At 60.6% G+C, this 13,455-nt stretch carries 8 protein-coding genes and 5 pseudogenes; 6 read left to right on the top strand and 7 right to left on the bottom strand.

Going from position 1 to position 13,455, the window contains the following annotated elements:
* The first annotated feature begins 112 nt into the window (after positions 1-112).
* The 5 genes and pseudogenes from tnpB to EN969_RS03230 all read left to right on the top strand — a co-directional run.
* A pseudogene (gene tnpB / locus EN969_RS03245) lies at positions 113-465 on the top strand (IS66 family insertion sequence element accessory protein TnpB).
* Between the two features lie 69 nt (positions 466-534).
* A pseudogene (locus EN969_RS03240) lies at positions 535-1,852 on the top strand (IS66 family transposase); the annotation flags it as partial.
* 49 nt (positions 1,853-1,901) lie between these two features.
* Complete coding sequence (locus EN969_RS35205) at positions 1,902-2,204, top strand: hypothetical protein (protein WP_063169337.1); 303 nt, start codon at positions 1,902-1,904, stop codon at positions 2,202-2,204.
* Positions 2,191-4,254 carry a recombinase family protein gene (locus EN969_RS03235; RefSeq protein WP_063169338.1) on the top strand — a complete coding sequence of 688 codons (2,064 nt, stop codon included), beginning with the start codon at positions 2,191-2,193 and terminating at the stop codon, positions 4,252-4,254. Before EN969_RS35205 ends, EN969_RS03235 begins: the two co-directional genes overlap by 14 nt.
* A gap of 28 nt (positions 4,255-4,282) precedes the next feature.
* Positions 4,283-4,475 (top strand): annotated as a pseudogene (locus EN969_RS03230) (transposase domain-containing protein); the annotation flags it as partial.
* Positions 4,476-4,519: 44 nt separating this feature from the next.
* Here EN969_RS03230 and EN969_RS35805 read toward each other — a convergent pair.
* From EN969_RS35805 to EN969_RS03195, 7 genes and pseudogenes are all read right to left on the bottom strand, one after another.
* Positions 4,520-4,857: pseudogene (locus tag EN969_RS35805) on the bottom strand (IS110 family transposase); the annotation flags it as partial.
* Between the two features lie 88 nt (positions 4,858-4,945).
* A complete protein-coding gene (locus EN969_RS03220) occupies positions 4,946-6,715 on the bottom strand; it encodes a CocE/NonD family hydrolase (protein ID WP_245465400.1) in 1,770 nt (589 codons plus the stop codon).
* Between the two features lie 233 nt (positions 6,716-6,948).
* Positions 6,949-7,950 carry an ABC transporter ATP-binding protein gene (locus tag EN969_RS03215; protein ID WP_063169341.1) on the bottom strand — a complete coding sequence of 334 codons (1,002 nt, stop codon included), beginning with the start codon at positions 7,948-7,950 and terminating at the stop codon, positions 6,949-6,951.
* Positions 7,943-8,953 (bottom strand): ABC transporter ATP-binding protein, encoded by a 1,011-nt coding sequence (locus EN969_RS03210; RefSeq protein ID WP_063169342.1) that lies wholly within the window; start codon positions 8,951-8,953, stop codon positions 7,943-7,945. Before EN969_RS03210 ends, EN969_RS03215 begins: the two co-directional genes overlap by 8 nt.
* Positions 8,950-9,882, bottom strand: a complete 933-nt coding sequence (locus tag EN969_RS03205) for an ABC transporter permease (protein WP_063169343.1) — start codon at positions 9,880-9,882, stop codon at positions 8,950-8,952. The genes EN969_RS03210 and EN969_RS03205 overlap by 4 nt, the downstream gene beginning before the upstream one ends.
* Complete coding sequence (locus tag EN969_RS03200; RefSeq protein ID WP_063169344.1) at positions 9,879-10,868, bottom strand: ABC transporter permease; 990 nt, start codon at positions 10,866-10,868, stop codon at positions 9,879-9,881. The genes EN969_RS03205 and EN969_RS03200 overlap by 4 nt, the downstream gene beginning before the upstream one ends.
* Positions 10,865-12,544, bottom strand: coding sequence for an ABC transporter substrate-binding protein (locus EN969_RS03195; protein WP_063170379.1), 1,680 nt, complete (start codon positions 12,542-12,544; stop codon positions 10,865-10,867). Before EN969_RS03195 ends, EN969_RS03200 begins: the two co-directional genes overlap by 4 nt.
* Before the next feature lie 715 nt (positions 12,545-13,259).
* Here EN969_RS03195 and EN969_RS03190 point away from each other — a divergent pair.
* Positions 13,260-13,455 (top strand): annotated as a pseudogene (locus EN969_RS03190) (IS5/IS1182 family transposase); the annotation flags it as partial.

Raw genomic sequence — 13,455 nt, 5'->3', positions numbered from 1 at the left:
CCCGAGATGCCGGCATGATCGAGCTTGAGATCGACGGCATCGCGATGCGCGTCGGCCGGGGCGCCGATACCAAGACGGTGGCCGCAGTGATCCGCGCGCTGAAGGCGACGTCGTGATCGGGCCGACGGGTGCGGTCAAGGTCATGGTGGCGACGAAGCCCGTCGACTTCCGCAAGGGTGCGGAGGGATTGGCGGCGCTGGTGCGAGAGACAATGGGGGCCGATCCGTTCAGCGGGGCCGTCTACGTCTTCCGGGCGAAGCGGACTGACCGGATCAAGCTGATCTTCTGGGATGGCACCGGGGTTTGCCTGCTAAGCGTTTGGAGGATGGGGAGTTCCGCTGGCCGAAAGTGCATGACGGCATGATGCGGCTGACGGCCGCGCAGCTCTCGGCGCTACTCGAAGGTCTCGACTGGCGGCGAGTCCATGAGGCGCGCCGGACCCGCGTGCCAGCCCAGGCGGGCTGACCCGCGACGAAGTGAATCAGCCTAGATTCCGCTGTCGCGGGCTGTCGGCGAATATGGTCTGATCCGTTCATGGCGATGACGGCTGACCAGCTTCCCGACGATCCGGACGCGCTGAAGGCGATGGTCCTGGCGCACGACGTCGAGAATGCCCGTCTGATTCAGATCATCAAGGAATTGCAGCGTCACCGCTTCGGCCGGCGTGCCGAGACGCTCCCCGAGGATCAATTGCTGCTGGGGCTCGAAGAGGCGGAGCAGATCGAGGCCGCCGGTGAGGAAGAGAAGGAGCAATCTGCTCCCGCCGAGCGGCAAGCAAAGGCCACGAGGCGCCGGGCCAACCGGGGCGCGCTGCCACCCCATCTGCCGCGCGTGGAGATGGTCGTCGACATCGAGGACCATGCCTGCCCATGCTGCCGCAATGGCTTGCATCGGATCGGCGAGGACGTGAGCGAGCGGCTCGACATCGTTCCGGCGCAGCTGCGTGTAATCGTCGTGCGCCGGCCCAAATATGCCTGCCGCGCCTGCGAGGACGTCGTGGTTCAGGCTTCCGGCGCCGGCCCGGCTGATCGAGGGTGGTCTTCCGACCGAGGCAACGGTCGCCCAGGTGCTGGTCTCAAAATATGCCGATCACCTTCCGCTCTATCGTCAGGCGCAAATCTACGCCCGGCAGGGTATCAATCTCGATCGCTCTACGCTCGCCGACTGGGTCGGCCGCGCCGCCTGGCACCTGCGTCCGGTGCATGAGCGGCTGCTTGGCAAGCTGAAGTCCTCGGCAAAACTCTTCGCCGACGAGACGACCGCGCCGGTGCTCGATCCCGGCCGCGGCAAGACTAAGACAGGTCAACTCTGGGCCTATGCCCGCGATGACCGACGATGGGAGGGGAGCGACCCGCCGGGCGTCGCCTATGTCTATGCGCCGGACCGAAAGGCCGAGCGTCCGATCGCTCATCTCGCAGGCTTCACCGGAATCTTGCAGGTCGACGGCTATGGCGGCTATCGCGTGCTGGCCGACAAAAGCGGCGTCACGCTCGCCTTCTGCTGGGCGCATGTCCGTCGGCGCTTTTATGAACTGGCAGCAGCCGGTCCCGCGCCGATCGCCAGTGACGCGCTGAGACGGATCGCCGAACTCTACAAGATCGAGGATGACATCCGTGGCCGATCGGCCAACGAGCGCCGCGCGATGCGTCAGGACAAAAGCCGCGCCATCGTCGCCGATCTCGAACCCTGGCTGCGTGAGAAGCTCGGCCTGATCAGTCAGAAGACCAAGCTCGCAGAGGCAATCCGCTACACGCTCTCACGCTGGGAAGGCCTCTCGCACTTCCTTGACGACGGCCGCATCGAGATCGACAGCAACACCGTCGAACGCTCGATCCGTCCGATCGCAATCTCGGGGTCATTCTGCCCATGTTGGGCAGGAGGTCGAAGTCCCGTGCGCAGCAATGGATCTGGGCTCCCCGCGCGCGTCGCTTGCTGCACTGCTTGAACTGAACAAGCTCTTGATCCAGCGCCGTTTCCGGCGAGGCTCTCCGGATGGTTTCATCATCGGGGAGACTCAAAATGAGAACCTTGCCGCCACCGACACGATCTCTCGTGATCGTTCGCCAGCTCAGCATGCGCTCGACTCGCACAAGCTAGTCGGGCTGAGCGCAGCGCAACGAACGATCGTGATCGCCCGGCTCGCCAATGTGCTGATGGCCGCCGCCGGTATCGTGACGGAGGAGAGCCGCGATGACGAGCCGTAATCTGATTCCGGCCACCATCCTCAAGCGCAAGGCCGTTGTCTATGTACGTCAGTCCACGCAGGCGCAAGTGCAGCTCAATCTTGAGAGCCAGCGTCGGCAATATGAGCTGGTCGACGTCGCGCGGCGCTGGGGATTCCGCAAGGTTGAGGTGATCGACGAGGACTTGGGACGCACCGCAAGTGGAGCTGTGGAACGTCCCGGTTTCGAACGCCTGGTCGACGATCTGTGCACCGGTCATGTGGGCGCTGTGCTTTGCCTGGAGGCGTCCCGCCTGTCTCGCAACGGACCGGACTGGCATCGGCTGCTCGAGTTGTGCGGCGAAGTCGATGCACGGGTGATCGATCTGGACGGAGTCTACGATCCGGGACTGCCGAACGATCGCCTGCTGCTCGGCATGAAGGGGAGCATAAGCGAGTTCGAACTCGGGGTGCTGCGTGCTCGCATGTACGAAGCTGACCGCGCCAAGGCACAGCGCGGCGAACTGCGCATCTCTGTGCCCTTCGGCTACGTCTGGCACCGGGATTACGGTCTCGGGTTCGATCCCGATATACGCCTGCAGGAGACCATTCGCCTGATATTCGCGCGTTTCCGCGAACTCGGCAGTGCCCGCCAGGTCCTGATCTCGATGATCGACGATGGCGTGCATTTCCCCAGACCCTCCGACGGCAAGAAGATGGTGTCCTTCGCCTGGGTTCCGGTCCGCTACCGCAACGTGATCTCCGTCCTGAAGAACCCGTTCTACGCCGGCGCTTATGTCTATGGTAAGAGCGAGAAGCGCACCGAGATCGTGGATGGCCGCGTCCGCAAGAGCTATGGTCATTACAAGCCGGCCAGCGATTGGGCGGTGGTGCTCAAGGAGCATCACGAAGGCTATATCGGATGGAGCGAGTACGAACGGAACCAGGAACTTCTCGCCGCCAACGCCTATGGCAAAGCCGGCGGCGTCAAGTCGGGCCGCGGCGGTCGCGCGTTGCTCCCGGGTCTTCTCTCCTGTGGTCGATGCGGGCGAAGACTGGTTGTCACGTATGCCGGACGTGGCCAAGGTTACCCGGTCTATCGTTGCGAGAACACCATGATGGCGCAGGCGCGATGCATGTCGTTCAACGGCTTTCGCACCGATGCGGCGGTGGCCCGCGAAGCCTTGGAGGCGGTTGCGCCGATGGCGATCGAGGCGGCGTTGGAGGCTGAACAGATGCAGCTGGAGAGCGAAGCCAGGCGGCGGCAGATGATCGAGATGGACCTGCAGCAGGCACGCTATGAGGCATCGCTCGCCGAGCGCCGCTACGCCGCCTGCGACCCGGAGAACCGGCTTATAGCGGCCCAGCTCGAGAGGAACTGGGAAGCTAGGCTCAGGCGCGTGGAGACCTGCGAGGCCCGGCTCAGTGAAGTCCAGCGTATGGAGCCTGTCGACGCGATCCCTGACTTCACCGGCCTCGCCCAGGATCTCGAAGCCGCCTGGAATGCGCCGGGTGTCGATATGCGGTTCCGTCAGCAACTGCTGCGCGCGCTCATCAAGGACATTGTGGCGGACGTCGATGACGACGCGCGCGATGTGATCCTGACCATCCATTGGCATGGGGGCCAGCATTCCCAGGTAAGGGTTCGCAAGTCCAAATCCGGAGAGCATGGCCAGAGTACGCCTGAGGAGGCTCTGGCGGTCATGCGATCCATGGCAACGCGATGGTCGGATGCCGAAATCGCCGCCACACTCAACCGCATGGGCATGAAGACGGGTCAGGGAAAGACCTGGACGGCGCGACGCGTCCAATCCCTGCGCACGGTGCACAAGATCAGCGGCTATCGGTCTTCCGACAAGAACGGCGAGTGGCTTACCATGTCGGACGCGGCCGCGAAGCTTGGCGTGTCGCACGTCAAAATCCGCCGGTTCGTCAGGGACGGCATATTACCAGCCGAGCAGGTCATGCGCGGCGCGCCCTACCAGATCCGCGCCAGCGACCTTGAAGATGAACGGATCAAGGCCGATTTGGCGCGCAAATCTCCGCGTATCATCAACGACGATAATCAGAAATCGCTGTTTCCCGCCATTTGAAGAGGGGGTGCATAATGAATCAGTCTTCGCGCTCAACCGCAAGAACGCGCTCTTCGCAGGCTCTGACGGCGGCGCCGAACACTGGGCAGTCATCGCCTCGCTGATCGAAACCTGCAAGCTCAATGGTGTCGAACCGCTCGGCTTATCTCGCCGATGTCCTCACCAGGATCGTCAACGGCCACCCCAACAGCCAGATCGACGATCTCCTGCCTTGGGTCTACATCAACAAGCTCGAGCTCAAGGCCGTGGCCCGAGAATACCGCTTACTCTTGACATGCACGGGCCGGAACAGGTTAACCCGCATATCTGCGCGATGCCGCGAGCATGGTTGCGGTCGGTCTTGTTGACCTGTGCCTTGAGAACGCCTTGGAATGACGGGGCTCGATACAGGTCACGTAGTCCGGCTGCCGCCAGACCAACCATTGGGATAAGGGGCCGGCTTCAAGCCTGATCCGGGCGAGATTCCATGCGGGGTTCTTCAATGCGTCAGCAAGATCGTCCGGATGACTAGCAACCTTCATCTCTCGGCAAATTCGGCGCCCTTCTCACGATGCAAACGGTGGTCTCTTTCACGGAGACGTCCAGTCCGGCATAATTTTTCATGCTGCGCTTCCTTTCCTGATGCTTGTGGCTGTTCACACAGACCACGTTTTGTCATCATCTCGAAGCGCAGCACTTCAAAACAACCCGTTCAAGGCGGGGGGCAAAGCCGAATACCACAATCTAAACACCTAGCGATGCTGTTCAAATTCGCCTTGCCGGCATGGGACCCCATCGCTGTCATCACAGGAAGCAGTACGTGGGAGGGGAACTGCTCGCAGTGATGAATCGTGTTCCGAGCCACTACCCATTCAGTTTCGTCCCAGTTGTTACCTCCCGTATTCAGGTTGCGGTCGAACCGCGGGAAGGCCGAACTAGTGATTTCCAGGCGAATTTGATGGCCGGCCGGAAACCAATTACTTGTGGCGTCGAGATCAATCTCGATTTTGCATATAACGCTCGGTTCCATGAAAACAGCCCGATCAAAGCCCTCGCGATAGCGGACGCGCAGTATCCCGTCCACCACGTCAATCGCACGGCCATCGGGATGTACGTCCAACAGTCTGGCCACGAAGTCCGTGTCCGGGGCCGAAGAAGAGACGAAGAGGACCGCCCGGACAAATCCGGTAACCTCCATGCCCTCTGTGAGGGGCGGTGAAGTGAAGCAGAGGACGTCTGGACGAAGCTGGACGTCCTGGTAATCGCGGGGTCCTATAGTAGTTCCACTTGACTTCCCGCCGTCCATCCCCAAGAACGGCGCCGGATCCCCAGGGTCGTAGGTAAACGTGTCAGCCGGCTCGTCGGCACTCGGAGGCTCTACATCAAGAGTCCCGTCGCCTAGACGGGTCGCGGCATTCCCGCCGCTGCGGAGGAACCAGTGCTGCAGTTCCACACCAAGAGGGGGCCATTCTGACGCGGCACGCCACTCGTTGCGACCCATCACGTAGTACTGGACGCGGGGCATTCCCTCGATCCGGTCGGGCTTGTCGTTCAGCCAGCAGTCGAACCAGTCCAGGTAGATCTGCCAGCAATCCAGGCGCGCGTCGCCCAGCTCGCGCTCGCCGATAACCGTCGGGGCTTTGAGACTCTCGGTGCCACAATGCGTGGCTGGCGACAGAATGATATGTTGGTGATCGCGTGCCGCCGGGCTCAATCCGCGAGCACTAAAAACGCGCTGCTGGTGAAGCGCGTCGGCAGCCCCCACGTCGTACCACGAGTTCACGAACAGGGCTGGGACGTCGATGGTCGAGTCCTCGCTAAGCATCCCATTCCGATCCCCCCAGGGATCGCCTGGGTCACGCGAGACCCAGTCCTCCCAGTCAGTCGGCGGTCCCCCAAGGCTCTTAAGCATGTTGACGAGCGGCAGCGACGCGAAAGCCCGCTGATACTCCTCATCGCTTTTCGGTTGCACTCGGGACCGGTCCTTCGCTGCGGTTTGGTGGAACCAGGGGACAAACGCGGCAACCTCCACCGCACCGCCGAGACGGAGATCCCCGTTGCGATATCGCCCTCCGGCAGAGCCGTTCGCGCCGCCCGATCCCTGCGCAATTGCGCATCGGTGGGCTGGATGGCACAACTGCGCCAGCAAAACCTGCGCGATACCAAGCGCCGAGCACCCATATGTGCCCACGCGTCCATTCGACCATGGCTGCTGCGAAATCCAGGACAGCGTGTCATAACCGTCGTCCCCTATATGTTCCCTGAGCGTGAATACGCCGCCGGAATCGAAGACGCCACGACGCTCCTGCACAAGTACAGCGAACCCTTGTCCAGCAAACATTCTTGCCACTTTGTGGCGAGGCTCAACCGGACAGCGATAGGGCGTCTTACCGTATGGAGTTCGGATAAGGATTGACCCGAGTTCCCCAGTGTAACCAATAGGCCGATACAGGTCCGTGGCGAGCTCAACGCCGTCCCGCATTGGAACGCGCAAGCCGGTCTGCAAAACCACTTCGTATCGCGGCGTTGGCGGTTTAATCGGGCCTAGTTCATTACACACTTCAGAGTGCCTCCCAGACATTGAGACTGATTCAAGATGGAGTGGCCAATTTCGACGGGTCTCAGCATTCTATCTGCACGGTGGTGTTCCAGCCCACCTGCCTGTGCAATACCAGATGGAATACGCTCATTGGGGTGGCGCTGATTGCATGCCTTTCACTTAGCGAGCCAGCAGGCTGACAGGTGCTGTGGTCCAACTTCGATCGCCGGCGGCTCCTCAGCTTTGCAACGGTCGAAGGCAAGCGGGCAACGAGGATGGAAACGGCAGCCCTTCGGCACGCGCGCGGCACTTGGAACCTCGCCCTGCAGGGCCGGCAACTCGGCGCGACCTGCGTTGCCGCCAATCTGCGGTGTGGCGTTGCGCAAGGCGACGGTATACGGATGGCGAGGGTTGAATGTGATCTCGTCGGCGCTACCAATCTCGACCAATTTTCCAAGATACAAGACCGCAATCCGGTCGGCGATCAGCCAGGCAAGGGGCAAATCGTGGGTGATGAACAGCAGCGCCATGTTGTGCCTGTCGCGCAAGTCAACCAGGACCTGAAGAATCTGAGCGCGTATCGAGACATCGAGCATCGATACAGGTTCATCAGCAACGATGAGTTCCGGCCGGACGGCAAGCGCTCCTGCAATCACGACGCGCTGGCGCTGCCCGCCGGATAGCTCGTGCGGGAAGCGGGCGAAGAAATCGCCGGGAGGATTGAGCCCAGCGGCCGCAAGCGCTTCACTCACCCGGTCGGCGAGTTGAGTGGCGTTACCGACCAGCCGCAGGGACTGCAACGGCTCCGCCACGATGTCGAACACGGTGTGTCGCGGATTGAGGGCCTGATAAGCGTCCTGGAAGATCATTTGCACGCGACGCCGGTACGGACGTAGAGCCGAGAAGCCCTCTACCGACCTCATGTCGCGGCCTTCGAACAGCATTCTGCCGCCAGTCGGCTTGGCAAGCTTGGTGATGACGCGGCCCACAGTGGTCTTGCCGCTTCCCGATTCGCCGACCAGGGCGACGATCTCGCCCCGCCCGACGTTGAGGTCGATCCCGTCTACCGCGCGCATGGCGCCGACAGATCGGCCCAGGACACGGTCGAACAGACCGCCCTGGATAGGAAAATGAACTTGCAGGCTCTCGAGACGCAGGATGCCGGCAGTGTCAGGCATGAACAGCGACCTTGTCTTCTTGCGTCAAGGACCGGTGAAGGTGACAGGCGACACGTCCCCGCCCGAACTTATTGAGGCTGGGGACTTCGGTCGCGCACCCCCCCATGACCGACGGGCAACGCGGATGGAAAGCGCAGCCCGAGGGTCGATTCACCAAGTTGGGAGGATCACCCGGTATTGGCCGGATCATCTTTTTGCCGCTCGCTGGGTTCGGGATCGATTCGATCAGCTGTCGGGTGTAGGGATGTTTGGGCTGGGCGAAAATCTCGGCGACAGTGCCATCCTCGACGATGCGGCCCGCGTACATGATCATTACGCGATCACAACACTTAGCCACCACAGAAAGGTCGTGGGTGATCAAAATCAGGGCGAGGCTCAACTGCGATCGCAAGTCGCCTAGCAGGTTAAGGATCTGAGCCTGAGTGATGACGTCGAGCGCTGTGGTGGGCTCGTCACCAATGATAATCGAAGGTCGACACGCGAGCGCCATGGCAATCATCACCCTTTGTCGCATTCCGCCCGACAACTCGTGAGGGTAGGCGGAACCACGATCCGCCGGGATGCCGACCAGTTGAAGCAACTCACTTCCCCGCTTGGTCGCCTCGCCCCGCGACATGCCGAGCTTCAGCATGCATGGCTCGGCGATCTGCTTGATAATGCGGTGAACAGGATTAAGTGCGTTCATCGCGCCCTGGAAGACAACGGACGTTTCGCTCCAGCGATGTGGCCGCATCGCCGCATCATCGTCGATCGGCAGTCGGTTGCCACGATAGCGCACTTGGCCGCCGCTGACCCGCGCGTTGGGTGATAGTAGACCAGCGATCGCCATCGCGGTCGTGGTCTTGCCACTGCCCGATTCTCCGACGAGGCCCACGGCCTCTCCGGCTCGGAGCGCGAAGCTTACGCCGTCGATTGCTCGCAATGAAACGCCCTTGAGCCCATAATCGACAGAGAGCCGGTCTATTTCCAGAAGCGGTGTTTTGTCCTGGGAGGAGCTGGTCATGGGATCACCCTCCGCCGTGGATTGAACGTGTCGTCAAGGGCACTGCCAATCAGGACGAAGCTAAGCGAAACCGTGAGTACGCACAGTCCTGGGGCGCCGAGGTACCACCAGGCTCCAGCACTGGCCGCGCCGGCGCGCTGAGCGAGCGAAAGCAAAGTGCCCCATGAAGGCTGCAACGGGTCCCCGAGTCCAAGGAATGAGAGCGATGTCTCGACATAGATTGCGCTGGCGACCACCAGCGCACCATTGGCTGCGATTTGCGGCACGAGATTGGGGAGGATGTGCCGCACCATGATGCCGAAATTACTGCTACCCGCAACGCGCGCACGATCAATGAATGGTCGCTCCTTAAGCGACAGTGTCTGACTCCGGACGATACGTGCAACAAAGGACCAGCTTGTCATGCCTATAACGACAATGATCACGAAAAGAGAAGGACGGAAGCCCAGGATTTCTCCACCGCGCCCCATCACCTCGAGAACCACGGGTGTAATGACCAGCGCCAGCACGAAGGACGGCATGACAAAAAAGAAGTCTGTCAAGCGCATCAGCCAGACGTCGACCCTGCCACCATAGTAGCCAGCGGTCGTACCGATTGTAGTCCCAACGACGAGGCTGATCACAGTCGCGAGTAGCGCAATCGTAAGCGAGATCCGGGCACCATGGAGGACCAGATTGAGCACGTCCCGCCCGATTTCGTCCGTGCCGAGCAGATGCTCGCCTGATGGGGGTGCGAGGAAATCGCCAGTTGCATTGATCGCAGTCTGGAGCGGTCCCGCCAGAATATTGGGGACCGCTCCCACAACAAGAAAGAATACCAGACATACGAGGCCCACCTGAGCACCGCCATAGCTGAGAAATTGACGCAGAAAGCCTTTTATTGCGCGCGCCCGGCCTCGCGGGCAATATCGAACAATATTGTCGCTCATTGTCGGACCCTCGGATCTAGAAGGCTGTAGGCAAGATCGGCTACGAGGTTTGCGAGAACAATTGAAACGCCAAGCAACAGGAATATGCCTTGAAGGACTGGGTAGTCCCGTGCGTTGAGTGCTTCCACCGTCAGCCCGCCGATACCCGGCCAGGCGAAAACGGCTTCGACAGTGATGGCCCCGGCGACCACATAGCCAATATTGAGGGTGATCAAGGTCACGACCGGTAGCATTGCATTGCGAAATGCATGACGCATCAGCATTTGACCGTTGGTCAGCCCTTTCGCCCGTGCGGTTACCATGTAATCCTCGGTGAGTACGTCACTCATTGCGGCACGAGCGACGACGACGTACTGGCCGATTAGCCCAAGCGCCACCGCAGTGGCGGGAAGCGTGAGATGTTGCAGGTAGTCGAGGAACGAACCAAGAGAGCCCGTGATCAGGCCGGGCGAGTATGCACCATAGCCCGGGAGCCAACCCAATGCCGTGCTGAAGATTACCACCAGGATCATGCCGAGCCAGAAAGCCGGCGTAGAATAGAGCGCCAGAGAGGCTCCGGTTGCGATACGGTCGCCGGCTCCTCCCCGGCGCCAGCCTGCGTAGATCCCAAGCATCACCCCAATAACGATTGCCATTATCTGAGCAACCCCGACTAGGACTATGGTGTCCGGCAGGCGTTCCGCTATCAGGTCTGCGACATGCCTGCCCCTGAACTTGAAGCTGTAGCCGAAATCGCCGCGGAGTGTTGCCGACAGGTAGTCGACCGCCTGGTCCGGGAACAGCGGCCGGTCAAGGCCCCAACGTTGGTTCTGCGCCTCAATCTGCTCGGCGGTGACGCTGACGCGCGCCCCGCCAAGCAAAAGAGATGCAGGGTCACCTGGAATAACTCGGAATAGGATGAAGTTCAGGACTGCCACCATCAGGAGGGTTATAGAGGCCCTGACGATGATGCGCAGGATGTGACGGCTCCCTCCCCCTCCGTTCACGGCGCGGGCACCGGCTTCAAGCGATCGAATGGGAAGTAGCTGTCCATCGACATGATGCCTTGCTTTCCCCAACCCTCGAAGCAATCCCTCCGGTGGGCTTCGAGCAGGGTGGGGTAACATAGTACGATGTAAGGCGCTTCAGTATAAATTAGTCGCGCTGCCTGGTCGACCAGCTTTTGGTTTTTCTTGAGGTCAACGGTGACCTGCACCTCCGCGAACAGTTTGTCGAACTCCGCATTCGTCCAGTACGCCTTGTTCTTGATGCCGATGGAATTGCTGCTGCCGAAGATGAGCAGGTCTTTAGGTGTTGGGCCTTGCCAGGTATCGGAAATGAGCAGATCCCACCCTCCGCCGCCTTTCGCCGGAGCTGCGGCGCGGGCGCTCAGCGCACCGGAGTCGAGCCGAGTCACCGATACAGGGATACCGATTTGCTCCAACCAGCCAGCGATAAACTGCACTGCCGCGACCGGCATCTCTATATTTGCTGAAGGTCCAGACACCAGCTCTAGCTGGAAACTCTTCCCGTCCTTGTCCTCCCGAATGCCATCGCCGTTCGTGTCCCGGTACCCTGCGGCGTCAAGCCGGCGGTTGGCTTCGGCGAGATCGAAGTGGCGCCTGATGTCGTTCAGATCTGAATAGTAATCGGCCGCCACCGGCATTGCGAGTCCGACACCAGGGTCGGCGTGTCCGCGCATGGCTCGATCGACGATGGCCTTCTGATCGATCGCGTAGCCGAGCGCATCGCGAAACGCCGGATCCTGCAGAGCCTTGGTGCTACCTGCGCCATCTCCCGAAGCGGTGTTGAAGGCGAGATAGGTTTTCTGAGCTATGCGGGATTCACCGACTACAATGTCGGGATCCTTCGAGAGATCAGCCCACTGGGCGGACGTCAGGTAGTTGCCATAATCGAGTTCCCCGCTCTTAAGACCTTGCGCAATCGGATCGGCGGCATCGAAGGACCGCAGGATCACCCCCGCGATTTGGGGCTTCCCCGTACGGAAATAGGGGTTCGGCGTCAGGCGTGTAAACTGGCCCTGGTGAAACTCCGAAACGATCATAGGTCCCGTACCCACCAAAGGCGGATCGTTGCGGAAGGTTACGCGTGCGTCAGCATAGCTGATGTCCTTCCAAATGTGCTCGGGAACGATCATTATGATATTGTCTATTGGCCAGGTCGCGGGGAACTTGGTCACGATCTGCAAAGTCTCGTCGTCGAACGCTTTGATGGACTCGACGTTCTCAAGACCGCTGGTGCTGTTCCACCCGACGTTTAGCTCGTCGGGCTTGCCTATGGAATCGTGCAAATAACTATAAGTGAACGCCGCGTCCCTAGCGGTAGCAGGCTGGCCGTCCGACCACTTCATGCCGGGCCAGATCTTGAAGGTCCAAGTGAGGTTGTCGTCGGCGACGGACCAAGATTGGGCAAAGCCCTTTCGATCGTCGTATCGCTGGGCGTCTATGCAGACCAAGAAATCATAGCAAATAGCCAAGGGCCAAAAGGAGCCCCAAGTGGCGAAGGGGTTCATCGAATCAGGGCCTCCACCCAGTCCGCCGATTCGCAGGATGCGATCGTCGCACGACGAGGCGAACGCCCTCGAGTTAATCCCCCAAGGGGTCGCCGAAATCGCCAGCATTGCCTTCATAAGCGCACGACGATTATATGAGTATTGGCTCATTTTATCCTCCCTGTTTGCCGGCTTTATCATCACTTCATGTTCACACGACCACGATGATCTACGGCCTCAACCCGGAACATCTGGCTTCCTTTTGACGGAAGCTCCACAGTCCCCTCATTCCAGATAAGTAGCAGTGCCCAGGGGGGTGGTTCCTGCAAATTGGCCGCTGTGCCTGCATGAATCCGGCGTTTTTCTCGATTCTGGGCACAGCTAGCCAGAATTAAAGTCGATTGGCCGGTTCCAGCTCCTGGCGGCGCCCACGGACAATTCGCATATAGCAAACGAGGCAGTCATTCAGGTTCTGTTCGCGACCTCGGGTTGGAGGGTCCCGTCGAGCCGCAAACGCCTTTATCACGGATGTGTGATGTCGGAATGTCGATGCCGAAATTCCAGAGGATATCCTCTTCCGGCACACGACGGTCTAAGAGGCGTTCGACAAGCTGCGCGCCGCGCAACAACACGGAGCTTGAGCCGCCCGTTGAAAAACGATGTAAACGCTGATGGATCTCCAGCCTGATGCGTGGCCGCCAGCTCGTCGACCGTGAACTATCCGCAAGCCATTGATCTGGCCTTTTGATTGAGGCGGATAGCGTCTTTTGAATTGCAGGATTAGCGGTATTTGGACGCTGTTTTCCTGCAATTCGGTTTTGCGATTCCCTTGTGCTGCGGAGCGTGATTCACTCGGTTCGGCGGCGGCGAATCGAGGGGACGGCGAATGTCCAAGCCACGCGAGACGGGAGAGCAGGACCTGTTCCGCTCCAGGCTCGATCAGATCATCAACATGAAGCAGGCGATCGACCGGCCGGTGCTGGAGGAGCGTTTCGGCGCCGTCTATTCGGACGGCCCCGGCATGCCGCCGCTGCCGACCCGGCTGATGGCGGGGCTGGCGATCCTCAAGCACACCTTCAACC

This window comes from Mesorhizobium sp. M7A.F.Ca.CA.003.01.2.1, assembly GCF_003998945.1.
Taxonomy (GTDB): Bacteria; Pseudomonadota; Alphaproteobacteria; order Rhizobiales; family Rhizobiaceae; genus Mesorhizobium; species Mesorhizobium ciceri.
The sequence above is the reverse complement of the archived record's forward strand: the minus strand, read 5'-3'. Positions and strand labels throughout refer to the sequence as shown.